The organism is Bacillus sp. FSL R5-0585, assembly GCF_038004545.1.
Lineage (GTDB): Bacteria > Bacillota > Bacilli > Bacillales > Bacillaceae_G > Bacillus_A > Bacillus_A cereus.
Genome location: NZ_JBBORJ010000001.1, coordinates 2,586,509 through 2,612,879, shown reverse-complemented (window position 1 = coordinate 2,612,879; position 26,371 = coordinate 2,586,509). Strand labels below are relative to the sequence as shown.

Here is a 26,371-nt window from a genome sequence, read left to right as displayed (position 1 = left end):
ATTCTAATTTAATTATTTCTATAATAGCAAAATAGAAGAAGTATAAGAGTAATTTTACCATATTTTTCAACAAAATTCTGAAAAAACAATTAACTTTTACGTATTTCTTATTTTTATGTGAATATTACAAGTGCCTCTGGTTGTGGTGGGATGAATCTGACTCATGATACGTTAGCATCAATGGGAGGGATAGTTTCACTTGTAAATATGTTATTAGGAGGATTGTTCGGATTGGGTCCAACTGTTAAGTTTTTAACAAAAATTTCACTTTCTTATTTAACAAAAACAGGATAATCCTCATGAATCATCCTGTTTTTATTGATATATTAAAAAATCGGCGGAGTAACAGAAAATAAGACAATCGCGTTTTTTTCAAAATGATTCACCCATTTATGCTTTAAATAAGCAGGTATTTTTACACTGTCGCCAGTTTCTAATACGTATTCTTCCTCATTTAAATATAATGTGATTTTCCCATCTAAGACAAATGCTAATTCTTCTCCTTTATGTTCTAGCACATTTTCTGATGAAGCTGTATTAGGCGGGACGGTCATAATTGCTGTTGCTAAATTTCCAGTGAAATCAGGTGAAAGCATTTCATATGATAAATTATCAATAATCATTTTCTTTCGTTTATGGGAACGTACAATTAAATCGTCTGTATTTGTATCTTCAAGTAAAAAGCTAAATGTTGGCACATCAAGAGCTTTAGCAAGCACTTTTAATGTTTGAATAGAAGGGTTAGCGGACCCACGTTCAATTTGACTTAACATAGATGGTGTAATATTGGCCATCTTTGCTAGTTCTTTACTAGTTAAACTTTTTTCTTTTCTTTGTTTTTCAATTTTTTTACCAATATCTATATTTTCCATAATGAAAATCTCCTTAAGGATTATTAAATTATATTTAAATAAATTAAATTAAAATTAACTAAAGTGAACGATTTGTGTTAAACTATATTAAAATTAATTTAATTATAATTTATTGTATGGTGAGCTACAAGGATATAAGGAGGAAACAAAATGAAAGAAATAGGGGCATTACAAGCAGAATACCCATTAGTAAATAAACTTATTGCAACAGAAGAAGTGTTTTGGATAAACCCAAACATAGAAAAGTATGAAACAGCAATAAAAGATACACCATTGAATGAAGAGAATGTAAAAGATGCAGAAGAGAGATTAAAGCGTTTTGCACCATATATTGCGAAAGTTTTTCCTGAAACGAAAGGGGCGAACGGCATAATCGAATCACCTTTAGTGAAAATACCTTCTATGAAAGAAGCTTTAGAGACAAATTATAAGCAACCTATTTTAGGAGAATTATTATTAAAATGTGATAGTCATCTTCCAATATCAGGATCAATTAAAGCTAGGGGCGGCATTTATGAAGTGTTGAAACATGCTGAACAACTAGCTTTGCAGCACGGTATGTTAACAGGAGAAGATAATTATTCCGTTTTAGATAGTGATACATGTAGAGAGTTTTTTGCCAAATATTCAATTGCGGTCGGTTCAACAGGAAATTTAGGGCTAAGCATTGGGATTATGAGTGCGAATCTAGGTTTTAATGTAACTGTTCATATGTCAGCAGACGCAAAAGAATGGAAGAAAGATTTATTAAGAAGTAAAGGTGTAAACGTTATTGAATATGAAGATGATTATAGCAAAGCAGTAGAAGAAGGAAGAAGACAAGCGGATGCGGATTCTAGCTGTTATTTTGTAGACGATGAAAACTCACATGATTTATTTTTAGGATACGCAGTAGCCGCATCACGATTACAAAAGCAATTAGAAGAGTTAGAGGTTGTAGTAGATGAAGATCATCCTTTATTTGTTTACCTTCCGTGCGGAGTAGGAGGAGGACCGGGCGGCGTAGCATTCGGTTTAAAGTTATTGTATAAAGATAATGTTCATTGTTTCTTTGCAGAGCCAACACATTCTCCTTGTATGTTACTCGGCTTAATGACAGGCCTTCATGACAAAATTGCTGTTCAAGATATCGGGATTGATAATGTAACAGACGCGGACGGACTAGCGGTAGGAAGACCGTCTGGATTTGTCGGTAAAACGATGGAACCATTTTTGAGTGGAAATTACACAGTAAGTGATGAAGAGTTATATAGATTGTTAAAAAAACTAGCTGATACGGAGAATATTTATTTAGAGCCTTCTGCACTAGCAGGTATGATAGGGCCAGTGAAAGTATGTAAAGAAGATGAGTATTTACAAAAGCAACAGTTAACAGAGAAGGTGAAAAAAGGTACTCATATTGTGTGGGGAACCGGTGGAAGTATGGTTCCAAAAGATGTAATGAATGAATATTATAGGAAAGGTTTGGAGTTAACGGTATAAGAAAAATGAGGCTAATTGTAGCCTCATTTTTTCATGTACATAAAAATCTTTGTTATTTTCACAATAGTTCTTTATAGTATATATAAAGGATAACTAATATGGAATAAATACAACAAAAAAGCTTTATTTTACATAATAAGAGGATGTGTATACGATGTCATTACAGACTAAATATATAGCGGGTATTTCGCTTGGGGTTATGGGTGTAGGCTTTGCGGCTTCTATCCCTTTTCAAGGAACGATAGCTGGAGAGATTATACAAGGGGGATTTGAAGCTGGGTTAGTTGGCGGGCTTGCAGATTGGTTCGCAGTTACAGCATTATTCCGTCACCCGATGGGAATTCCAATTCCGCATACAGCTTTGTTACCTAAAAACCGTAAACGAGTAACGAAAGGGCTCATCAATACGTTAGAAAATGAGTGGCTAACGAAAGAAAGTATTACGAATAAAGTAAAAGAAATGCAGCTAGCACAAATGGTGCTACAAATTGCTGAGAGAGAAATGCAGTCTGATGCTGTGAAAAAAGGCATTGTAACGATTGCTGAGAAGGCGATTGTTTCAATCGATACAGAAAAATTAGCGGTTATTATTGAAAAAGAATTAAAGACGTATTTACATACAATTAATACAAGTAACATTTTACAAGTGCTTGTTGATCAATTGGTAGTGCAAGAATATGATGAGAAGACACTTGATTACATATTAGTAAAAGTGAAAGAATGGACAGCGCAAGATGAAGCTCGATACCAGCTCGGAAGCTTAGGTATGAAGGCGATGGAAAATATAAAAGTAGATGGATTCTTGCAGTTTACTTTGAAATCATTTATGAATATTGTAGATGAAGATAAAATTGGCGGCATTTTGCAGAAATTTATTATTAGCAATATTAACAGCTTACAAGATGCAGATAATAGTACGAGACAACTTATTTTATCGAAAATTCGTCAAGAAATTATAAATGTAAAAGAAAATGAAGCGTTACTACAAGAATTAGAAAATTGGAAAGAAAAATGGATTGCCAATTGGGATGCTACTGACAAAATAAAAGAGATGCTGGAGCAAGTACAACAAAGAGCAGTTGCTTTTGTAAATAATGAAGAATTTGCTGATAAATATGTTATTCCATTTTTACAAAAACAAATGAATAAAATAAAAGAAGATGAACAAACTGTTCAAAAAATAGAGGAGTGGTTACAAAAGCAAGTTGTTACACTTGTGGAAAAAAACCATTCGAAAATCGGTAAGCTTGTACAAGAAAACCTTGATAAGTTAGATGATAAAACGTTAATCGAAATGATTGAAAATAATGTCGGTAAAGATTTGCAGTGGATCCGAGTGAACGGGGCGGTTTGCGGATTTATGATTGGATTAGTGTTAGAAGGAATTAAAGCGATTATATGAGAAAAACCTTCCGCAATTGCGGAAGGTTTTTTATTTTTCGATAACGCTCATATTCAAATTATAAGTTTTCTCAATATTTAACTTGTACGTCCCATTTCCAGTTTTAATCGAATTTTTATACCAATGTTCTTGCTCGTTTAATTCTGGATGTTCTTCTGAAGAATTATTTTCTTTTTTCGTTAAATCTTCTACTTGCTCCCAAGGTGTGTTTCCGTGTATTTCTTTTTGATTCGTTACTGCTGTTAAAGATACATCACTTTCTTTTGCAAGGTGGACAGACACTCTTGAGCTTTCCTGTACAAACCAATTATTTTGCAATTGACCTGGATAAAGAGATAGTTCGTTATTTGAAGCACGGATTTCCACATTTTTATTTTGCGGAAGAACAAGCGTTGGTTTCACCTGTGGTGCTGAATTAAATAACGTATGCTGAACAGGTAATGATTTTAAAGTGATATACATCGTTTCTCCAGCCGTTTGAACTGAAAGGAAATCATCTCGTTTTAAATTGAGTTTTTCATTTGCTTTCGTTGTCATTTCATAAGTTCCCAAAAGATGAATTTGATTTGTATTATTTCCCTCTATCGTTAGAGGTTGATGTCCTGCATCTACTACGATTTTTTTGATAGATTCAGGTATATCAAATTGTCCGTCTGGAATATTACTCGTTTGCCTCGTTGTGTTAATAGAGTGACGAACTTCTTCTAGTAATCCAGTTGATAATAAACAGTAAAAAGCAATTCCGACGCTTCCTAAAACGCCGATAAAGAAAATACTAAAAATATCATATTTAATAAATGATTGTTCCTTCTTAGAAAATAGAAGGTATAGTAAAACTTCGGCTCCAAGTATGATGAGTAAAACTGGCCACCATGCAGTTAGTGTATCTAATACTTGAATTCCTTTTACGACTGAAAATAGTAAAAAGCATCCTAACGATATAATAGAAAGCCCCATTGAGAATGTTCCAACACGCCAAGTCCTCATTCGCTTGTCCCACCTTTGTTTTCTTTATTTCCAAGTAACAATTTAAAGCCGCCGCCAATTAAAAGGAGCGCAACGATAGATGTTTGGAAATAGCGATAATATAGTTCACTAAGATGAATATTAAATATAGTTACAAAATAATCATTCAAAATAGGAAGGACTGTTTGATTTAATAAATAATAACCACCGAGTGTAATTAATCCGATACCGATCCATCTTTGATGATTTATAAAATAATCGATAATGGGTTCGTCTTGAACTCGTTCTTTTCCGTATTTTGCTGTTTGCTGTAACGCATCAAAAAAGCTATAGAACCAAATGATTGGTACTAAAAATAAAAACGCAGAAAGTCTTAATAAGTCGAGTAAATAAATAGATAGTAAGAAGGCTGCCATAAGCTGAAGACCACGGCGTTGTAAGCCTAAATACATATGACCTGCTCCAGGGAACATCGCTAAAATAGAAGCAAATGTTTTACTTTTCTTTCCCTGCTCTCGATGTTCTTCAAAATCTTCGAAAATAGTACGGTCAATTAATTGCTCGCCACGTTCTTTTTTCTGTAGTTGCTGAACAACGTCAAAGAAATTATAAATCCATAAAACAGGTAACGTAATAAGGAAGATAAGAAAACTTTCTTGCGATGTTAAAAGTGCAACGAAAATGATCATACTCCCGATTCCTGTGCAAGCTACTAAAAATGTAAGTCCGCGTTGCATAAGTCCTAATTGGAAATGGCCAAGCCCAGGGATGATGGATAAGAGAATGATATAAAATCGTTCGCTCTCTTTAGAGGAATTTATCACTTCTCCAGCTTCTTGCTTTTTCGTTTGGTTTATAATGGTGATAACTAAATCTAGTAAGTTAATTACCCATAGAACAGCTAGTAAAAATAGAGAAAGAAAAGCAATATCACGTTCTCTTACTACTATGGTACAAAATACTGCAAAGGAGAATAGAAATAGTGATCCTCCGCTATATAAAATAAACCGTCCTAGCTTTTTTAAGTATAAATGTCCAAGCCCAGGAATTAGCCCTAATACAAGTGCTAAAAAGGGATTTTTATTCATGCTTTGAACCTCCGTCCTTTTTCGATGTGTCTACCGATTTGTTTACAATTTGTTGTGAAATAGAAGACTCGTTATGTTTTGAAGATTTCTCTAAATTTGATGTCGCTGTAAAAATATACTGAAATAAACCACTTACCATAAAAATAATTGTAGCCGCAGTCGCAATTATGTAATGAATGATCGTGCGCTTTAGTGAGGTTGTTTTTATATTTTCATTAGACTGTAGTGTTTCAAAATTAATTTGCGTCATAACTTCGTTCGTAAATGAATCATCATTTATCATTGGAAGGTTTTCATGTTGTTCATCAATACTTTCCATATAAAGTGCTAAACAATGATCACATTCATAAAGATGTTCTTCCATAGAGTCACGTTCATTGCTTTCTATAAAATCTAATGTATAATTGCGCCAATCTTCTTTTGAATAATGCATCATAGAAACTCTTCCTCCTTCCAATGTTTTTTAATCCATTTTCGTGCTCGATACAGTTTCATTTCGACTGTTTTTACTTCGATGTTTTCCTGTAAAGCAATTTCTTGATAGCTCTTTTCTTCTAAGTAATGTGCGAGAACAACGTCACGGTAATTTTCGGGAAGTTCTCGCAGTTTTTGAGCAATGAGTAATTTTTGCTCTTTCGTCAATAATAAATCCTCAATATTATGAGAGGACTGTATATTTTCCTCAGCTTCTTTACATAAGGAGAGTTCTTCACTTTCTCCAGCTTTCTTTCTCTTATAATCAATAGCGTGATTGGTGGCAATACGTGCCATCCACGTTTTTAATCCGCGAAATTGATAATTTGGGAGAGAGGTGTGAATTTTTACGAATACTTCTTGTGTAACATCTTTCGAATCTTCTTCATGTCTTAAAATAGAAAAGATAACTTGAAAAATATAATGACGATATGTTTGTACAAGGATACGAAAAGCATGCTCGCTTCCTTGCTGTGCTTTTTCAATTAATTGTTTTTCCTCAATCGGTCTCTCCCTCCTTTTTGACGCATTCTATTATATAGACGTAAAGAATGATAAGTCACCCTACACATTTTGTAAAAAAAGAATAATATATTTTTTGCGGGAGAGCTAGATGAAAAAAGGTGTGAAAAAATGGTAAAGAGAAGTATATAATGAGCAAGTAGGAAATGTTACACGGAGAAAGGATGTGAATGTTAGTAGGGAAAGGTCCGTACTAACAAACATGAAAATTAAAATATTAATAGCAGATGATAACTCTTTTATTAGAGAAGGCATGAAAATTATTTTAAATACATACGAAGAGTTTGAAGTAGTAGATACTGTAAATGATGGGGAAGAAGCTGTAGCATATTGTAAAAAGCATGAAGTTGATATTGCTCTTTTAGATGTTCGTATGCCAAATATGAACGGTGTAGAGGCGACGAAGTTCATTTGTGAAGAGACGAAAACAAAACCGCTTATTTTAACGACGTTTGATGATGATGAATATATTTTGGATGCAGTAAAAAACGGAGCGAAAGGTTATTTATTAAAAAATAACGATCCGGAGCGTATTCGTGATGCGATAAAAGGAGTATATAACGGTCAAACTGTTATGCAAGATGTTGTCCTCGATAAAATTAAGTCTAATTTAATGGAAAGTAAAGAGGAAGAATGTAAAATTGATAAGAGCCTTTTCACAGAAAGGGAGCTTAGTATTATCGCATTAATTGCAAAAGGTTTCTCAAATAAAGAAATTTCGAAACAGCTTTTTATATCTGAGGGAACAATTGCAAATTATATTACGTCAGTTTTAGGGAAAACTGGACTTGAACATCGCACACAAATTGCGATTTATTACTTAACAGGGAAAGTAGATTAATGATATGGAATTTTGGTTAACTGTAAGTAAATTAATTGTCTTTTTATATATTGTGTTCAGTTATATTTACGCAAATGTAGCAAATTTACCGTGGGTTATATTTACTTTACTTATTTACCTTTCTGTAAACGTAATGATTTCTATATTTAAAAAAGATACGTATAAAAAAATATTAATCTGTATATCCATTGGCGTAGTTATGTTATTTACATGGAGGGTTCATCCATTTTTTATTTTGTTTTTACCTTTGAACTTATACGAAATTACATTCTATTACATAGAAAAGAATTGGCCACGCTTTGTCGTTATGATGCTCCCAATTACGATTGCAGATGAAAGTATTCGAATGACTTATGGATTAATTGTTGCATTTTCTTTTCTCGTTTTAACTATTGCAGATCGATATATATCGCGTGTAGTAAAGCTTGAATCGCAAAATGATAAGATGCGAAAAGATATGCAACGACTTACGAAAAGCTTACATGAAAATAAAGAGTACATAAGACAATCTGAATACACATTTAAGCTAGAAGAGAGAAATCGGTTATCGCAAGAAATTCATGATAAAATTGGTCACTCGATGACGGGTGCGCTTATTCAAATGGAAGCAGCAAAAAGGTTAATGGAAATAGATAAAGAAAAATCTGCGGAGTTATTACAAAATGCAATTCACATTTCAAAAGATGGAATTGAAAGTATTCGCATTACATTAAAAAATATGAAGCCACCAACTGAGCAAATTGGTATTCATCGTATGAAATTATTCATAGAGGAATTTGCTGGTAAGAATGATGTGAATATTCCTTTTGTATATAAAGGGAACTTAGATATGATTTCTCCCATTCAGTGGAAAATTATCGGTGAGAATGTTACAGAAGCACTAACAAATGCAATGAAATATGCTGATGCGACAGTTATTTCTATAGATATTCATGTGCTTAACAAGATGGTTAAGGTGCAAGTGAAGGATAACGGAAAAGGGGCAGCTCTTGTTAAAAAAGGTCTCGGTATTATGGGGATGGAGGAGCGAACAGCTTCAGTAAACGGAAAAATTATTGTAGATGGAACAAGTGGCTTTTCAGTGACGATGTTGTTGCCGATATAAGAGAATGGGACGAAGATGAACCATCTCATATGAAAAAAGTGAATATTCTCATGTGAAAAGAATGAACTTCTGCACTGAGCAGGTTCATTCTTTTTGTTTATACTAAAAGCAGAGAAACCGAAATAGGGGTGAAAATGATGAATACATTAGAAATTAAAAATTTAACGAAAAAATTTGGTGATTTCATCGCAGTTGATAATATGTCTTTATCTATTAAAGAAGGAGAAATATTTGGCTTTTTAGGATCAAATGGTGCTGGTAAGAGTACAACGATAAATATGATTGCTGGTTTGTTAAGAAGTAATGAAGGTGAAATTAGCATACTAGGAAAAAATATAAAGAAACATAACCGATTTGCAAAGATGAATATTGGTATTGTTCCGCAAGATATTGCGATTTATGAAGAGTTAACTGCCTATGAAAATGTGAAATTCTTTGCTGGGTTGTACGGATTACGAGGAGCCGAATTAAAAGCTAGGGTAGAGGAAGCTCTTCAATTTGTAGGACTTAGCGATAAACATAAAAGTTATCCGAAAAACTTTTCTGGCGGGATGAAACGAAGACTGAATATCGCTTGTGCGATTGCTCATAGACCGAAGTTAATTATTATGGATGAGCCGACAGTTGGAATTGATCCACAGTCAAGAAACTACATTTTGCAGTCAGTACGTAAATTAAATGAAATGGGAAGTACGATTATTTACACGAGCCACTACATGGAAGAAGTAGAAGAGATTTGTACGAAAATCGCAATTGTCGACCACGGTAAAGTGATTGCAGAAGGTACGAAAGAACAGTTAAAAGCGATTATTACAGATACGAAAGATATTTGGATTGAAGTGAAGTCGGTGGAAAATTTAGACGTGGAAAAATTAAAAGAGATAAACGGTGTGAAAGCTGTTCAAATTGAAGAGAACGTAATCAAGGTAAACTCGGATGCAGGATTAAATAATTTAAATCAAATTATTCAGCATTGCATTAATCATGACATTGAAATTCGTTCATTAGAGGAGCAGGCTCCAAACTTAGAAACAGTATTTCTTACGTTAACCGGAAGAAACTTACGAGATAAATAAAAGGTAAATGAAGAAAAGGTAAAGGGAGGTTCATCAATTGAACATCTTCAATATTGCAATTATGCATATTAAAAGAGATTTCAGAGACGTAAGAACTTTAGTTTTTATGTTAGCATTTCCGATTGTGCTTATGCTTGTGTTAGGAACAGCGTTAACCAACGCATTTAATAGTGATAGTCATTCGATTAAAGATATACAAGTGCTATATAAAGATGAAGCGAGTAGCACGTTTTCTCAATCATTTGAAGCATTTACGAAAGAAGTGGATAAATCAGGTATTCATTTTAAAAAAGCTTCCGGCAGTATAGATGGGAAAGAAGAAGTGAAGAAAAATAAATATGCTGCTTATGTAGAGTTAAATAAAGATGGTGCAAAATTTTATGGGAGTGACAAAAGTAGTATTGAGGGAAGTATTGTGGAGGGAATGCTTACAACATTTGTTGATAAGTACAATGTAGCGGTCGAAGTTGCAAAAGTAGATCCTACTAAGGTTAGTACGGTTATTTCAAACGGAAATCATAATGATTATATAAAAGAAACATCTTTACAAGCTGCGAAAAAACCAGGTTCTATGGATTACTATGCGGTTGTAATGACAACGATGATTGCACTATATGCTGCGATGGGAGCGAGTTCTTTAATTCGAGGAGAACGAATACGTAAAACAGGAGATCGTCTCATTGCTGCACCTATAAGTAAAGCTGAAATATTCATTGGAAAAGTACTTGGTAGCCTAGTAGCAAATGCCCTGTGCATATTACTCGTCATGTTATTTAGTAAATTTGTTTTTCAAGCGAATTGGGGCGACCATCTTGGAATCATATTTCTTATTTTATTAACACAAGTCTTTCTAGCAATTAGCTTCGGTTTAGGAATCGGATATATCACGAAAACAGCTGAAGCGTCTAGGGCAATTATTATGGTTGTTGTGCAATTAGCTTCTATTTTTGGAGGTGCATATTTCGTAGTAGAAGAAAATTTCGTTACGAATTTATCGCCATTAACTTGGGCAAATACAGCTGTTATGAAAATTATTTATGCAAATGATGTAGGGGCAGCACTACCAGTCATTTCTTTAAACATTGGAATTTCAGCACTCTTTTTATTAATTGCAATTATTGCATTACGTAGACGGGAGGGACTATAGCATGAAGGATATTTTATGGCTCATACAAAAAACGTTATCTGTGCTTTTGAAAAATAAAAAAAGTTTACTCATTATAATTAGCTTGCCGATAATAGGGACGCTCATTTCCTTCTCGATATACGGAAATGCAGGGCAAGGAACGTTAAATATCGGGATTGTAAATAAAGAAAATGAGCCAATAGCAAATGATACGATAAAGTTTTTAGAAGGATTAAATCATGTGAATGTGAGTAAGGTTAAGGAGTCTGAAGTAGAAGATAAACTCACTTCGAAAAAACTTGATGGAGTTATTACATTAGCTTCTGATTTTTCAAAAAGTGTTCGAGAAGGAAAACCAGAGCATATTGAAATTTCATCGATTAAAGGTGATCAAGTAACAGGATTTATAAAATCATATTTATATAATTATATTGATAATATAGCAGCTATTAGTAAAGTAGCAGGAACAGATCAAAGTACATTCGACAATATGTACGCAGGGTATCAAAAAAGTTCATTTAAAATGAAAACTGAGACGCTAGAAGATACTTCGAAAAATAAAGATATGACAAATCAAACGATGGGTTACCTTATTATGTTTATGCTGTTTTCAGCAGCGAACTTATCAGGTCATATTTTAAAAGAAAAAGAGAATAGAACGTACTTTAGACTATTATCAACGCCGATAGATGGGAAGAAGTTCATATTATCTAATGTCGGGGTAAATATGATAATACTAACAGTACAAATTTTGATTACAATCCTATTCCTAACGAATGTTTTTCATACGAATATCAATATGCCTTTCATAGTGATGATGGGCGTACTAATGCTATTTGCATTAATCGCAATTGGAATATCATTAGTCCTTGTAGCTTTTTCGAAAAACTCAGCATCGGCAAATGCGATGCAAAACATGGTCATTGTACCAACATGCTTACTAGCGGGTTGTTATTTCCCATATGACATTATGCCAAGTGCAGTACAAAAAGTAGCTAATTTTCTTCCACAGCGCTGGTTGTTAGATACGATATCAAAACTTCAGCAGGGAATACCATTCTCGGAGTTGTATTTAAACATTTTAATTTTATTCGCTTTCGCAATTGCATTCTTCTTAATTGCTATTTATAAGTTTGGAAGAAATAATGATGCGAGAAATTTTGTTTAATGTGAAAAGGTGTGGCTTAATGCCATACCTTTTTTGTTTGAAATTTAGAGTATCTTTTGTAGTATAGGAATGCTTTTGTAGAGCACTTCGTTATGTGAAGCATGCAAAACATATTTATGTCCCTCTAGAAGAAAAACGCTATGTAGAACAGCGTTACCGTCATCATGTTTTGTAAGTAAATCACCGACGACTTTGCCGTCTGGCCATTTCAGTTTGGAATGTGAAGGGACGACTTGTAAATATTGAGTTGTTTCCTCTCCATCTCCGGTAATGAGTGTCGTTTCAATATTTCTTTTTTGTATAATAAATCTATTTTTATTTAATGTATCGAGGAAAGGGTTTTTCGTTTCCATCTTACTATAAGGAAGAAATGTAATAGAAGAGTTGGATTTTATAAATAAATAATTTCCGTAATCTTTACAAGGAATAACATCTTGTAATCCTGGAAAGTAAATGTGTATCGCCTCAACTTTATTCATTTTATGTAAGATGCTTAAGTCACAAATATATTGTTCCATATAAAAATGAACGATATTTATTTTAGAAGAGGCATGGATAGGGAGACTGCCTCCAGTCCAATAACTATAATTTGGTGGAGATCCAGCGTTTGGTGTGCAGAGTATTATAAGTTGATTCACATCATTTTTATATTCGTCACTTTGAACGTAAGAACGTCCAAGAAGGCCGCCCATACTATGACAAATTAAATTTAGTTTATCGCAACCTCTAATCTTTTTAGCATAAGCAATCGTTTGTAATAAATATTTTTGTGTAGAAAAAACAATACGCTGCCGCCAGTCATAAAAACAGATGAACAAGTCTTTATTTCGTTCGTACCCCATACTTTCTAGCATCATGATGAATGGTTCGTAAACAAATGCAGAAAGTCCAAAACTCCAATTACCAGTGCCGGGAATAATAATATTGCTCATTGAACCGAAAAGACCTGGGATAAAAACAATAGGAGTTTTTCCTTTTCTCATATTCGTATCTCCTTTAACTGTTTAGTATCAATAAAAATAAGAAATACATTTCGTATGAAAACATATTTAAATGAAACACTACGAAATAGTAAGGAATATGATTGGAAGGAAACCCAAATGATTAAAAAAATATTAAGAGTTACTTCTATTATTATTGCTATTTTCGTTTTTATTGTAATTTGTATGCATATCGATGTTACCTTAGGTAGGAAAATGGAAGCTGGAAAAAACATGCCGACAGAGTATGCGCCTCATTATAGTGACTTTCAATTATATGTAGAAGGGAAGTCTTTTTATAAACAATTATTTACTGATATAAGAGAAGCCAAAAGCTCCATCTACACTTATTTCTTCATTTTGTCGGATGATAAAAGTAGTCATACTTTTTTAAACTTATTAAAAGAGAAAGCAAAAGAAGGAGTAAACGTCTATTTATCAGTTGATCGCATGAATGATTTATCATTTGAAAGAAAGATGATAAATGAATTGCGGGAAAGTGGTGTGCATTTTACATATAGTAGAAAACCTGCATTGCCATTCGGATTTTATTCACTTCACCATCGTAATCATCGCCGTATTACGACGATTGATGGGGAGATTGGCTATACAGGCGGATTTAATATAGGAGATGAGTACTTAGGGAAAGATAAGCGATTTGGATATTGGCGTGATTATCATGTACGACTTAAAGGAGAAGGAGCAAAAGATTTAGAACAGCAATTCGCTTTAGACTGGAAACGAGATACGAAAGAAGAGATAAAGAGAAGTACGAATAAAGCTAGTAAAGGGAATACATTACATACTATGACTAGTTACAATGGGCATTACGTTGCTGAAAAATATATAGAGCTCATAAAACAAGCTCAGCACTCCATTGTAATTGTAACGCCGTATTTTATAGCAAAAAATAAAGAATCCATGAATGCTTTAATCGCAGCACAAAAGCGTGGTGTTACAGTAAAAATACTTTGGTCATATAAACCGGATCTACCTCTTATAAAAGAAGCGGCGTATCCATACATACGTCAAGCTGTTAATAATGGAATTACTGTATATGGTTATAAAAAAGGAATGTTCCATGGTAAATTAATGCTTATTGATAATGAATTAACCGTTATTGGTACAACAAACTTTACTTCGCGTAGCTTCAATATAAATGATGAAATGAATTTTTATATTTATGGTGGTCCTATTGTAGGACAAGTTAATAAGGCGTTAACAGAGGATTTTCATGATTCGAAAGAAATGACGAAAGAGTTTTTTGAAAAGTTATCTTTTTGGGAGCGTTGTAAGGAGAAAGTGGCGGGATTGGTTGACTTCTATTTGTGATGATGAATTAGGAAAGGGTGCCTATAAAAGGCACCCTTTTTTGGTGGGAAATCATTATTTTTCATGCACCAGCATCGTAACATCATCATTGATCAACGTCCCCACATGTTCGCCTAAACATATTTTCTTCATGACACCAGGCTCATCAAAGTTAAAGACGTGTGCTGGTAAATTGTAGTCCCGGGCAAGCAGTAATGCCGCTTGATCCATGACTTGTATATTTTGTCTAACGACATCATTATAGTTTAGTTTGCTGTACATTTTTGCTGATTTATTATGCTTTGGATCACTTGTAAAGACGCCATCTACCCCTTGTTTTGCGACTAATATGGCATCACTATTCATCTCGATGGCTCTTTGTACACTTGGATAATCTGTTGTCACGAACGGTTGGCCGTTTCCGCCTCCAAAGATAACGATATAGCCGTTATCTAAATGGTGGACTGCACGCAAGCGAATGTATGGTTCAGCTACTGCATTAAATGGAATGGAAGTCATAACGCGTACTTCTCTATTTGTTTTACTTGTTAAAACACCGCGAAGCATTAAGCTGTTAATGATTGTACCTAACGTACCGATATTATCAGCTTCCACGCGATCGATTCCCCATTCTTCAGCTAGATGCCCCCTAAAAATGTTACCGCCACCGATGACGATGGATACTTCGATACCTAAATCAACAATAGATAAAATTTCGTTTGCGATATGTTCTAATCGTTTGGAGTTAAAGCTATTTCCAGTTTGATCGGCAAGTGCACCGCCGCTTAATTTAATTAAGACACGTTTATATGGTCTCATAACAATTCCCCCTATATAGATCGCAATAAAAAAGGAACAAAGGCGAATGCCTTTGTTCCTTTTTAAGAAAATGAAAAAGAAAAGAAGAAGATAGGACGAATTGCTTTGTATAGTTTTTCATAACATCCACTCCTTTTCATTTTGATTTGTTTTAAGTATATATCTTTTTGATTATACGAAACAATCTGATTACTTATCAAGTTTATTTTATCGTTTTTTAACAAAATGGTGTCAATGAAAAAAAGAAGAAAAATATTTGAATTTTTTGTGACGAACTTGTAGGTTTTTGTATGATTTTGTAGGTTCGCTTATAAGATGTGTGAGTAGCTTTTATAAATTCAAATTGAAAGCGTTCGCATGAAGGGGATGAACATAAATGAAAAAATTCGGATTGGCAACACAAATTTTTGTCGCGCTTGTTTTAGGGATTGTAGTAGGGGCAGTCTTTTATGGCAATAAAACGGCGATTTCTTATATCACACCAATTGGGGATATATTTATTCACTTAATTAAGATGATTGTAGTACCAATTGTTATTTCAGCATTAATTGTTGCGGTAGCTGGTGTAGGAGATATGAAAAAGCTTGGGAAACTGGGCGGTAAGACAATTCTTTATTTCGAAATTATTACGACGATTGCTATTTTAATGGGATTACTTGCAGCGAATATATTCCAACCAGGTACTGGTGTTGATATGAGTAATTTACAGCAAAGTGATATTTCTTCTTATAAACAAACAGCAGATGCAACGGAGAAGAAAGGTTTTGCTGAGACAATTGTTCACATTGTACCGAAAAACGTATTTGAATCGATTGCACAAGGTGACCTATTACCGATTATATTCTTCTCAGTATTATTCGGCTTAGGAGTTGCGGCAATTGGGGAAAAAGGAAAGCCTGTTTTTAACTTCTTTGAAGGCGTACTCGAAGCAATGTTTTGGGTTACAAATCAAGTTATGAAATTTGCACCATTTGGTGTATTCGCATTAATTGCCGTTACAGTTGCAAAATTTGGTGTAGCAACATTACTTCCGCTAGGAAAACTAGTGCTAGCTGTATACGTAACTGTTATACTATTCGTTGTGATTGTATTAGGTATTAATGCACGAATGGTTGGAGTAAACATTTTTACATTAATAAAAATTTTAAAAGAAGAACTGATTCTTTCGTTTACGACAGCAAGTTCAGAAGCTGTTTTACCTAATATAATGAGAAAAATGGAAGAGTTCGGTTGTCCAAAGGCAGTTGCCTCTTTCGTAATTCCGACAGGTTATACATTTAACTTGACTGGATCAGCTATTTATCAAGCGTTAGCGGCATTGTTTGTTGCACAAATGTACGGTGTGCACATGTCACTAACGGAGCAAATAACGTTATTATTCGTTCTCATGTTAACATCCAAAGGTATGGCGGGAGTTCCAGGTGCATCGTTCGTTGTTGTATTAGCAACGTTAGGTTCAATGGGGTTACCACTAGAAGGTATCGCATTAATTGCGGGAATTGACCGCATTTTAGATATGATTCGCTCATCTGTCAATGTATTAGGAAATGCATTAGCGGCCATTGTTATGTCGAAGTGGGAAGGCGAATTCGATAATGAGAAAGCAAAACAATATGTAGAAACAGTCAAAGAAACAAAAGCAGCATAAGAAATCGTTAAGGAGTGAATAATCATGGCAACATTAACTGAAGTTAAAAATGGTGTTCGAATTGAAAAAGATTTTTTAGGTGAAAAAGAAGTACCAAACTATGCATACTACGGCGTACAAACAATGCGTGCAGTTGAAAACTTCCCAATTACAGGATACAAAATCCATGAAGGTTTAATTAAAGCGTTCGCAGTTGTAAAAAAAGCTGCAGCGCTTGCGAATACAGATGTAGGAAGATTGGAATTAAACAAGGGCGGTGCGATCGCAGAAGCTGCTCAAGAAATTCTTGATGGAAAATGGCATGATCATTTCATCGTAGATCCAATCCAAGGCGGAGCGGGTACTTCAATGAACATGAATGCAAATGAAGTCATTGCCAATCGTGCTCTTGAATTATTAGGAATGGAAAAGGGAGACTATCATTATATTAGTCCAAATAGTCATGTAAATATGGCCCAATCAACAAATGATGCATTCCCAACGGCGATTCATATCGCAACGTTAAATGCATTAGAAGGCTTATTACAAACGATGGGTTATATGCATGATGTATTTGAATTAAAAGCCGAACAGTTCGATCATGTGATTAAAATGGGACGTACACATTTACAAGACGCTGTGCCAATTCGTCTTGGACAAGAGTTTAAAGCATACTCACGTGTACTTGAACGTGATATGAAACGCATTCAGCAATCACGTCAACATTTATATGAAGTAAATATGGGAGCAACTGCAGTTGGTACAGGCTTAAATGCAGATCCAGAATATATTGAAGCAGTTGTAAAACATTTAGCTGCAATTAGTGAACTACCGCTTATTGGTGCAGAAGATTTAGTAGATGCGACGCAAAATACGGATGCTTATACTGAAGTATCTGCAGCGCTTAAAGTATGTATGATGAATATGTCTAAAATTGCGAATGACCTTCGCTTAATGGCATCAGGTCCGCGTGTTGGTTTAGCGGAAATTATGTTACCAGCTCGTCAACCAGGTTCTTCTATTATGCCAGGGAAAGTAAACCCTGTTATGCCAGAAGTTATTAACCAAATTGCGTTCCAAGTAATTGGTAATGACCATACAATTTGCCTTGCTTCAGAAGCAGGACAATTAGAATTAAACGTTATGGAACCAGTACTTGTTTTCAACTTACTGCAATCAATTAGCATTATGAATAACGGTTTCCGTGCCTTTACAGATAATTGCTTAAAAGGAATTGAAGCGAATGAAGATCGCTTAAAAGAGTATGTTGAGAAGAGTGTAGGAATTATTACAGCCGTGAACCCTCATATCGGTTATGAAGCAGCAGCTCGCGTTGCGAAAGAAGCAATTGCAACAGGCCAATCCGTTCGAGAACTTTGTGTGAAAAATGGTGTATTGTCACAAGAAGACTTAGAGTTAATTCTAGATCCATTCGAAATGACACACCCAGGGATTGCAGGAGCAACTCTTTTAAAGAAAAATTAAAAGAAGAGGGGGACAATCCCCTCTTTTTTGTTTACAATATAGAAATGCTATATATGAATAGAGGTAGGGATGTTATGAGCAAGTTTACAGTAGCTTCTAATGGTGCATTAGAAACAACATTAAGAGGAGCAGAAGTATTATCAACACCACTTTTAAATAAAGGGGTAGCTTTCACACAAAATGAAAGAGAAGAGTTAGGTTTAAAAGGGTTATTACCGCCAGCGGTTTTAACGTTAGAAGAACAGGCACGCCGAGCATACGAACAATTTAGTTCTCAGCCGGATGATTTATTAAAGAATGTATACTTAACTGCGTTACATGATCGAAATGAAGTATTATTTTATCGTATATTAACAGATCATTTACGTGAAATGTTACCAATTGTATATACACCAACTGTCGGTGTAGCAATTCAAAGATATAGTCATGAATATCGTAAACCACGTGGTGTTTATTTATCAATTAACGATCCATCAGGTATCGAAGAAGCATTTGCCAATATCGGTGCAACAGCTGAGAACATTGATTTAGTCGTTGTAACAGATGGAGAAGGCATATTAGGAATTGGTGACTGGGGCGTTGGTGGTATTAACATCGCAATCGGAAAATTAGCTGTTTACACTGCTGCAGTTGGAATCGATCCTAGTCGTGTATTACCGGTAATTTTAGATGTAGGTACAAACCGTGAGGAGCTATTAAACAATCCATTTTATATTGGAAATCGTCACCCTCGTATAACAGGTGAAGCTTACGATGAATTTATTGATACGTTTGTACAAGCGGTAAACAAACAATTCCCGAAAGCACTTTTACATTGGGAAGACTTTAGCTCTCGTAACGCACGAAAAATTTTAGATAAATATCGTCATGATGTTTGTACGTTTAATGATGATATTCAAGGTACAGGTGCAGTTTCACTTGCGGCAGTATTATCGGCAGTGAAAGCTTCTGGTGTACCGCTAAGTGAACACCGCGTTGTTGTATTTGGTGCTGGTACGGCTGGAATCGGTATCGCAGATCAAGTTAGAGATGCGATGGTCCGCGTAGGCGTATCTGAAGAAGAATCATATAAGCGTTTCTGGTGTATTGATCGTAACGGGTTAGTTACAGATAATATGGAAGATCTTCTTGATTTCCAAATTCCGTACGCAAGAAAAGAAGCAGAAGTAAGTGAGTGGAAAGAAAATGATGTGATCGGACTTGCTGAAGTTGTGAAACATGTAAAACCGACAATTTTAATTGGTACATCTACTGTTGCAGGTGCATTTAAAGAAGAGATTATTAAAGAAATGGCTTCTCACGTAGAAAGACCAATCATTTTACCAATGTCGAATCCGACGCCACTTGCTGAAGCAAAACCAGCAGATTTAATCGAGTGGACAGAAGGAAGAGCGTTAGTTGCAACAGGAAGTCCATTTGAACCAGTTACATATAACGGTGTAACGTATGTGATTGGACAATCAAATAATGCACTTATTTTCCCAGGGCTTGGTCTTGGAACAATTGTAGTACGAGCAAGCGTCATGACGGATGGAATGTTCGCAGCGGCTGCTGAAGCAGTTGCAAGTATGGTAGATACAAGTCAGCCAGGAGCACCTATTTTACCAGAGGTCGAAGAATTACGTAATATCTCAGAAATGGTTGCAATTGAAGTAGCGAAAGTTGCAGTTGCAGAAGGTGTTGCAAGAGTGAACTTAAGTGATAACGATATCAAGATGGCAGTGAAAGAAGCAATGTGGAAGCCAGAGTATCGCCAAATAAAAGCGGTAGAAAAGGTTAGAATATAGAAAAAAGCCCGTTTATAACAATAAGCGGGCTTTCGCTTTTACTACTGAAAAAAAGTATAGGAAGTGTCACCTTTGAATTGGAATCAATTATGGAAGAAAGATATGTCCCTTTTAATTATATTAATGGTCGTTGTTCCGATTGCTGGGGAGCTGAACTTTCATCCCTTTAATGATACGTTTCGAGTTAGCTTCGGTACACCGCTATTCTTCTTTTTATTATTATTTTTAAGAAGAGTACCAGCAGGAGTTGCAGGTATTCTTGTTGGTATATCTGTAGTCTTATTCCGAGTATGTCTTGACTGGATCATGCAAGGTTCATTTCATATGACAGAATCATTTTATTTGCGTTATCCTGTGTTCTTCTATTATTTTATTTATGGCAGTTTTTTTTCGCTTTGTAGGGTAAATAAGTTCCATCAGAAACCAATCATTATTGGATGCCTTGGAATTTCAATTGAAATTGTTGCAAGTATGTCAGAACTTGCGTTTTATCACATGTTAGTACTAGGTACAACAATAACGATTTCTGAAGTGAATAAACTTATTATTATTGCTATTTTTCGTAGTTTCTTTGCACTTGGTTTTTTAAATATGATGAATTTATATGAAACGAAATTAAAAGAATCGCAAGTTCGAAAAGAAAATGAAAATATGTTAATGCATCTTTCTAATTTATATGTGGAATCTGTTCATTTGAAAAAGACGTTACAAAATGCGGAGTTAATTACACAAGAAGCATATCAACTATATCGAAATTTACAAGTAAGCGCTGATTCAAGTAGTAAAACAGCATTGAAAATAGCGGGGGAAGTGCATGAAATAAAAAAGGATAATCAAAGGATATTTGCAGGATTATCTAAACTGTTATTAGATAAAAATGTGGCTGAATATGTAGAAGGACATGAGTTAGCAGAGATGATTGTTAGAATAAACGAGAAGTATGCTGAAATGCTAGAAAAGGATATACGTTTTTCTAAACATATAGAAGGTGAGCATGCTGCATACCACGTGTATACAGTGCTATCAATTTTTAATAACTTAGTTGCAAATGCAGTTGAAGCAATTGAAGATAAAGGTTTCGTTATTATTAAGCTATATAAAAGAAATCAGCATATATTTTTTGAAGTAATTGACGATGGGCCTGGTATTACACAAAAGTATAAGAAATTAGTATTTAAGCCAGGATTTACTTCCAAGTATGATCAAACGGGAACACCGTCAACTGGTATTGGGCTTTCTTACATAAATGAAATGGTAACAGAGCTAGGCGGAGAAGTGAAATTAGAAGACCGAGAAAATAAAAGAGGATGTAAGTTTATCGTTTGTTTACCAGAGGATAGTTTAAAGCAGGAAGGGGAATAGATTTGTTTTATTATATCGTAGACGATGATGAAGTTTTCCGTTCGATGCTTTCGCAAATTATTGAAGATGGAGATCTTGGAGAAGTAATTGGTGAGGCGGATGACGGAGCTTTTATTGAAGCGGATCAACTAAATTTTAAAAAAGTAGATATTTTATTTATTGATTTGTTGATGCCGATGAGGGACGGAATTGAAACAGTTCGTCACATTGCGTCAACTTTCACGGGGAAAATCATTATGATTTCTCAAGTGGAATCGAAGCAGCTTATAGGTGAGGCATATACACTTGGTGTAGAATATTATATTACAAAACCATTAAACAAAATCGAAGTTGTATCTGTTGTACGCAAAGTGATGGAGCGTATTAGATTGGAGCGTTCTATACATGATATTCAAAAATCATTGAATAACGTGTTTCAGTGGGAAAAGCCGCAATTGCGTACTGAACCAGTGCAAGAAGGAAAAAAGATAGGGGATTTAGGGCGCTTTTTACTATCAGAACTCGGTATTGCCGGAGAGAATGGAAGTAAAGATTTACTTAGTATGCTGGAATATTTATATGGTCAAGAAAAGGCACAGACATTTGAGTTTGGCTTTCCTGCGTTAAAAGAAATTTTTCATCATATTACGATAAGGAAATTAGGGGATCTAGCTTTAGAGGCGGATATTGATAAAGAGAAAAAAGCGTCTGAACAAAGAGTACGTCGAGCTATTTATCAGTCGTTAAATCATTTGGCTTCTTTAGGATTAACAGACTTTTCAAATCCAAAATTTGAAAGCTATGCTCCAAAATTTTTCGATTTTACCGTAGTTAGAAAACGGATGACAGAAATGACGAAAGATGAACTCGCATCTTCTGGTCATACGCGAATTAATACGAAGAAGTTTATTCAAGTGTTGTATTTTGAGGCGAAGAGGTTGATGGAGATAGAGTGAAGAAGATGCTTATAAATAAGCATCTTCTTTTGTTAAATCAACATTTTATATTTTCTCGTGGAGCATGTAAAATGTTAAGTAAGAGAAAATGGTTTTATATTAAGGAAGTGTCAAAGCGATGAGTTTCACATTGAATAAATTGATTATTAAAGAGGTGTGCGGAGAGACCTCATATAAAAGAGGTGAAGCCTATTATAAATCAAATAAAGTGATAATAGATCATTACGATGAAAATAAAGAAATTTGTGAGGCGACAGTAAAAGGGAACGAGGATTTCCATGTTACAGTAGCAAAAGCCAAAAAGGGTGATGTTGTTGCAAAATGTAGTTGTCCTTCATTAGCGTCTTTTCAAACGTACTGTCAACATGTTGCAGCAGTATTAATACAAATAAACTATAATCAACAAACAGGTGGAATGAGCTCCACTAGTAGCAGAAATGATCAATTGACAAGTGGTATGTTTCAGCTGTTTGCAGACAAACCACTGAGGCCAAAAAGTAAACAACACCGTTTTGATACACGTGAAATATTAGATATTGAGTTTATATGTACACCAGTTGCTACGAGAAGTGGTGGGGCTCTTCTTGGGATTCAATTGAAACTTGCCAAAGTGTATTTCATAAATCATATTAGAGAATTTCTTTCTAAGGTGGAGAAAAGAGAGTCTTTTCATTGTTCAAATGAATTTACATATACACCAGATGTACATAGTTTTAAACAAGAAACGGATGCAATTATTCAGCAGCTCATTAAAATGTATCATAACGAAAAAATGTATGAAGATACGCTAGAAGTACATGCGAAACAAGATGAAAGTATGATATTTATACCACCAGCTTCATGGAAAGATATGCTCTTTTCACTTTCTAAAGCTGAATATGTACAGCTGAAACAAAATGAACAACTGTTTCAGGGATTACAAGTTTCAAAAGGTTTGTTGCCGTTACACTTTGAATTTACGAAGGGAAATAATGGCGGATTTACACTTCATATAGATGGTTTAAATCGTGTACAAGTTATGGATATGTATAACAATGCACTTTACGATGGGAAATTATATCACTTACACATTGAAGATTGTATGCGACTTATTGAATTACAAAAGATGATGAGTCGCTCAAATAGTAATCAGTTTTATATTCCAGAAAGTAAGATGGAACATTTCGTCGCGAAAGTTGTACCAGGATTAATGAAGCTCGGAACTGTACACATTGATGAAGTAATATCGGATCGTGTTGAAACACCTTCGCTAAAAGCGAAATTGTATTTAGACCGCGTGAAAAATCGCTTATTAGCAGGTCTTGAATTTCACTATGGGAACGTCATGATTAATCCGCTAGAAGAGGATGGACAGCCGTCTGTTTTTAATCGTGATGAGAAAAAGGAAAAAGAGATTTTAGACATTATGAGTGAAAGTGCTTTTGCAAAAACAGAAGGCGGTTACTTTATGCATAATGAAGAAGCTGAGTATAACTTTTTATATCACGTTGTGCCAACATTAAAAGGTTTAGTTGATATTTATGCGACAACAGCAATCAAATTGCGAATTAGTAAAGGGGATGCAGTTCCTCTTATTAGAGTGAGAAGAAAAGAAAGAATTGATTGGTTGTCATTTCGTTTTGATATAAAAGGAATACCAGAAGCAGAAATTAAAGGTGTATTAGCGGCCCTTGAAGAGAAACGTAAATATTATCGATTGGCGAATGGTTCGTTTTTATCGCTAGAGAGTAAAGAGTTTAATGAAATTAATCAGTTTATAAAAGAATCAGGTATTCGGAAAGAATTTTTACATGGAGAAGAGGTAAATGTTCCGCTTATTCGGAGTGTAAAATGGATGAACGGACTTCATGAAGGCAATGTTTTAAGTTTGGATGATTCTGTTCAAGAGTTAGTAGAAAACATTCAAAACCCGAAAAAATTAAAGTTTGCTGTGCCAAATACTTTAAATGCAGAAATGAGAAAGTATCAAGTATATGGGTTCGAATGGATGAAAACACTTGCTCATTACCGTTTTGGCGGTATTTTAGCAGACGATATGGGACTTGGAAAAACGTTGCAAAGCATTGCTTTTATAGATTCTGTTTTGACTGAGATTCGAGAAAAGAAACTGCCAATATTAGTCGTTTCACCATCATCTCTTGTTTATAATTGGTTTAGTGAATTGAAAAAATTCGCCCCGCATATTAGAGCAGTTATTGCAGATGGAATTCAAGCAGAGCGCCGGAAAATTTTGAAAGATATAACGGAATTTGATGTTGTAATTACGTCATATCCATTACTGAGAAGAGATATAAGATTGTATGCAAGACCATTTCATACACTATTCCTTGATGAAGCGCAGGCGTTTAAAAACCCTACAACGCAAACGGCAAGAGCTGTGAAAACAATTCAAGCTGAATACCGTTTTGGGCTAACGGGTACACCTGTAGAAAATTCATTAGAAGAGCTATGGTCTATCTTCCATGTCGTCTTCCCAGAATTATTACCAGGAAGAAAAGAGTTCGGTGATTTAAGGCGTGAAGATATAGCGAAGCGAGTGAAACCATTCGTATTAAGACGATTAAAAGGGGACGTATTAAATGAGTTGCCAGAGAAAATAGAGCACTTACAATCATCGGAGTTATTACCCGATCAAAAGAGTCTTTATGCTGCTTATTTAGCGAAGCTAAGGGAAGAAACGTTAAAGCATTTAGACAAAGATACGTTACGTAAAAATAAAATTAGAATTTTAGCTGGTTTAACGAGATTGCGACAAATTTGTTGCCATCCTGCTTTATTTGTTGATGATTACAAAGGAAGTTCAGCTAAATTTGAACAACTGTTAGAGATTTTAGAGGAATGTAGAAGTACAGGGAAGAGAATATTAATTTTTTCTCAATTTACGAAGATGCTTTCCATTATTGGTCGTGAGTTAAATCGACAAGCAATTCCATACTTTTATTTAGACGGGAGTACACCAGCGCAGGATCGTGTAGAGCTGTGCGATCGGTTTAACGAAGGAGAAGGAGATCTATTTCTCATTTCTTTAAAAGCTGGTGGTACCGGACTTAATTTAACTGGTGCAGATACAGTAATATTATATGATTTATGGTGGAATCCAGCTGTTGAACAACAAGCGGCCGATAGGGCGTATCGAATGGGACAAAAAAATACAGTGCAAGTTATAAAGCTAGTAGCTCAGGGAACAATTGAGGAGAAAATGCATGAACTGCAAGAAAGTAAGAAAAATTTAATCGCTGAAGTGATTGAGCCGGGAGAAGAGAAATTGTCCTCAATCACAGAGGAAGAAATTCGAGATATTTTAATGATTTAATATAAAAAAGCTATGCCTTCAAATTTATGAGGGCATAGCTTTTTTGTTGTAATAATTATATTTTGTTTTGTACAAAGTAAAGAAATCAAATGTTATTTAAATTACTTCTTTGTACCTTTACTTTTGTAGGGTTTGGCAGCTGCCTTTTTCTTTGCACTTGATTGCCAACGGTTCCATCCTTTACTTCCTGTACCTTGTCCTACACCTTTTTTCGGTTTTGCTTTCGTTTTACTCATATGATCACTCCGTTATATAAAAAATCTTATTTAATAATAGCCAATGTTTTAGAAAAATATTCTGGATAAATGACTATGTTTGTTTTAAGTAAAAACAAACTGCTTGAATGCTATAGTATATCATGAAATTGCAAGTAAACTGAAAGGAATTATAAAGAAAATGAAAATAATAAGAAATACTGCGGATTCTATATTCCGAACGATCACATTAATTGTTGTGTATACGTTAGTTTCGGTCAGTGAAACATTTTTTGGATTGACGAGGCAGAAAAAGTAAAGATGTTAAATTAACAACAATCAATAAAGCCGTAAAATAAAGAATTGAAAAATATTTTAAAACTTTTTGTTGACTTTCTTTATTTTTTGTATAGAATAATCATTAATAAAATGTTTC

23 protein-coding genes are annotated in these 26,371 nt (G+C 34.6%); 15 read left to right on the top strand and 8 right to left on the bottom strand.

Annotation, left to right across the window (positions count from 1 at the left end; genetic code table 11):
* Window positions 1-117 precede the first annotated feature (117 nt).
* Window positions 118-294, top strand: coding sequence for an ATPase (locus tag MKY38_RS13295; RefSeq protein ID WP_070180025.1), 177 nt, complete (start codon window positions 118-120; stop codon window positions 292-294).
* Between the two features lie 32 nt (window positions 295-326).
* Here the strand turns inward: MKY38_RS13295 and MKY38_RS13290 are convergent, their stop codons facing one another.
* Window positions 327-872 carry a helix-turn-helix domain-containing protein gene (locus MKY38_RS13290; RefSeq protein WP_070180026.1) on the bottom strand — a complete coding sequence of 182 codons (546 nt, stop codon included), beginning with the start codon at window positions 870-872 and terminating at the stop codon, window positions 327-329.
* Window positions 873-1,022: 150 nt separating this feature from the next.
* Between MKY38_RS13290 and MKY38_RS13285 the strand changes: the two genes are divergently transcribed.
* Both MKY38_RS13285 and MKY38_RS13280 read left to right on the top strand, forming a co-directional pair.
* Window positions 1,023-2,354: a D-serine ammonia-lyase gene (locus MKY38_RS13285; RefSeq protein ID WP_078385198.1), complete on the top strand. Its 1,332-nt coding sequence runs from the start codon at window positions 1,023-1,025 to the stop codon at window positions 2,352-2,354.
* Between the two features lie 154 nt (window positions 2,355-2,508).
* The gene (locus tag MKY38_RS13280; RefSeq protein ID WP_070180028.1) at window positions 2,509-3,756 is read left to right on the top strand and encodes a DUF445 domain-containing protein; all 1,248 of its coding nucleotides are present in this window, start codon (window positions 2,509-2,511) and stop codon (window positions 3,754-3,756) included.
* 30 nt (window positions 3,757-3,786) lie between these two features.
* Here the strand turns inward: MKY38_RS13280 and exsE are convergent, their stop codons facing one another.
* The 4 genes from exsE to MKY38_RS13260 are packed head-to-tail and all read right to left on the bottom strand — an operon-like array spanning window position 3,787 to window position 6,731.
* The gene (gene exsE / locus MKY38_RS13275) at window positions 3,787-4,743 is read right to left on the bottom strand and encodes an exosporium protein ExsE (RefSeq protein WP_137050256.1); all 957 of its coding nucleotides are present in this window, start codon (window positions 4,741-4,743) and stop codon (window positions 3,787-3,789) included.
* On the bottom strand, window positions 4,740-5,810 hold the full coding sequence (locus tag MKY38_RS13270) for a hypothetical protein (protein WP_001039124.1): 1,071 nt from the start codon (window positions 5,808-5,810) through the stop codon (window positions 4,740-4,742). Before MKY38_RS13270 ends, exsE begins: the two co-directional genes overlap by 4 nt.
* Window positions 5,803-6,246: a hypothetical protein gene (locus MKY38_RS13265; RefSeq protein ID WP_078385200.1), complete on the bottom strand. Its 444-nt coding sequence runs from the start codon at window positions 6,244-6,246 to the stop codon at window positions 5,803-5,805. Before MKY38_RS13265 ends, MKY38_RS13270 begins: the two co-directional genes overlap by 8 nt.
* Entirely contained in the window at window positions 6,243-6,731 is a 489-nt protein-coding gene (locus tag MKY38_RS13260; protein ID WP_078385201.1) for an RNA polymerase sigma factor, read from the bottom strand. The genes MKY38_RS13265 and MKY38_RS13260 overlap by 4 nt, the downstream gene beginning before the upstream one ends.
* 277 nt (window positions 6,732-7,008) lie before the next feature.
* Here MKY38_RS13260 and MKY38_RS13255 point away from each other — a divergent pair, with 277 nt between their 5' ends.
* The 5 genes from MKY38_RS13255 to MKY38_RS13235 all read left to right on the top strand — a co-directional run bounded on the left by MKY38_RS13255 (window position 7,009) and on the right by MKY38_RS13235 (window position 12,122).
* Complete coding sequence (locus tag MKY38_RS13255; RefSeq protein ID WP_000694093.1) at window positions 7,009-7,647, top strand: response regulator transcription factor; 639 nt, start codon at window positions 7,009-7,011, stop codon at window positions 7,645-7,647.
* Window positions 7,648-7,651: 4 nt separating this feature from the next.
* Complete coding sequence (locus tag MKY38_RS13250) at window positions 7,652-8,752, top strand: sensor histidine kinase (RefSeq protein WP_016117554.1); 1,101 nt, start codon at window positions 7,652-7,654, stop codon at window positions 8,750-8,752.
* 137 nt (window positions 8,753-8,889) lie between these two features.
* On the top strand, window positions 8,890-9,828 hold the full coding sequence (locus MKY38_RS13245; RefSeq protein ID WP_065224063.1) for an ABC transporter ATP-binding protein: 939 nt from the start codon (window positions 8,890-8,892) through the stop codon (window positions 9,826-9,828).
* A gap of 37 nt (window positions 9,829-9,865) precedes the next feature.
* A complete protein-coding gene (locus tag MKY38_RS13240; RefSeq protein ID WP_001020154.1) occupies window positions 9,866-10,975 on the top strand; it encodes an ABC transporter permease in 1,110 nt (369 codons plus the stop codon).
* 1 nt (window position 10,976) lies between these two features.
* Window positions 10,977-12,122, top strand: a complete 1,146-nt coding sequence (locus MKY38_RS13235) for an ABC transporter permease (RefSeq protein ID WP_078385203.1) — start codon at window positions 10,977-10,979, stop codon at window positions 12,120-12,122.
* Window positions 12,123-12,166: 44 nt separating this feature from the next.
* Here the strand turns inward: MKY38_RS13235 and MKY38_RS13230 are convergent, their stop codons facing one another.
* A complete protein-coding gene (locus tag MKY38_RS13230) occupies window positions 12,167-13,105 on the bottom strand; it encodes an esterase/lipase family protein (protein WP_341049129.1) in 939 nt (312 codons plus the stop codon).
* A 117-nt stretch (window positions 13,106-13,222) separates the two neighbouring features.
* On the opposite strand from MKY38_RS13230, the gene cls reads away from it, so the two are divergent.
* A complete protein-coding gene (gene cls / locus MKY38_RS13225) occupies window positions 13,223-14,434 on the top strand; it encodes a cardiolipin synthase (RefSeq protein WP_070180031.1) in 1,212 nt (403 codons plus the stop codon).
* Between the two features lie 54 nt (window positions 14,435-14,488).
* Here cls and pyrH read toward each other — a convergent pair whose 3' ends face one another.
* Window positions 14,489-15,232 (bottom strand): UMP kinase, encoded by a 744-nt coding sequence (pyrH, locus tag MKY38_RS13220; RefSeq protein WP_001248059.1) that lies wholly within the window; start codon window positions 15,230-15,232, stop codon window positions 14,489-14,491.
* A gap of 376 nt (window positions 15,233-15,608) precedes the next feature.
* Here pyrH and MKY38_RS13215 point away from each other — a divergent pair, with 376 nt between their 5' ends.
* From MKY38_RS13215 to MKY38_RS13190, 6 genes are all read left to right on the top strand, one after another.
* Entirely contained in the window at window positions 15,609-16,880 is a 1,272-nt protein-coding gene (locus MKY38_RS13215) for a cation:dicarboxylate symporter family transporter (protein WP_000713291.1), read from the top strand.
* 24 nt (window positions 16,881-16,904) lie between these two features.
* Entirely contained in the window at window positions 16,905-18,344 is a 1,440-nt protein-coding gene (aspA, locus tag MKY38_RS13210) for an aspartate ammonia-lyase (protein WP_078385205.1), read from the top strand.
* Between the two features lie 74 nt (window positions 18,345-18,418).
* Window positions 18,419-20,131 (top strand): oxaloacetate-decarboxylating malate dehydrogenase, encoded by a 1,713-nt coding sequence (gene malS, locus MKY38_RS13205; RefSeq protein ID WP_070180252.1) that lies wholly within the window; start codon window positions 18,419-18,421, stop codon window positions 20,129-20,131.
* Window positions 20,132-20,194: 63 nt separating this feature from the next.
* Window positions 20,195-21,493: a sensor histidine kinase gene (locus MKY38_RS13200; protein ID WP_002023846.1), complete on the top strand. Its 1,299-nt coding sequence runs from the start codon at window positions 20,195-20,197 to the stop codon at window positions 21,491-21,493.
* 2 nt (window positions 21,494-21,495) lie between these two features.
* A complete protein-coding gene (locus MKY38_RS13195) occupies window positions 21,496-22,428 on the top strand; it encodes a response regulator (RefSeq protein ID WP_000500302.1) in 933 nt (310 codons plus the stop codon).
* Between the two features lie 118 nt (window positions 22,429-22,546).
* Window positions 22,547-25,741: a DEAD/DEAH box helicase gene (locus MKY38_RS13190; RefSeq protein WP_065223423.1), complete on the top strand. Its 3,195-nt coding sequence runs from the start codon at window positions 22,547-22,549 to the stop codon at window positions 25,739-25,741.
* Between the two features lie 101 nt (window positions 25,742-25,842).
* On the opposite strand, the gene MKY38_RS13185 is transcribed toward MKY38_RS13190, so the two are convergent.
* Window positions 25,843-25,977 (bottom strand): DUF3934 domain-containing protein, encoded by a 135-nt coding sequence (locus MKY38_RS13185; RefSeq protein ID WP_000047588.1) that lies wholly within the window; start codon window positions 25,975-25,977, stop codon window positions 25,843-25,845.
* Between the last annotated feature and the right edge of the window lie 394 nt (window positions 25,978-26,371).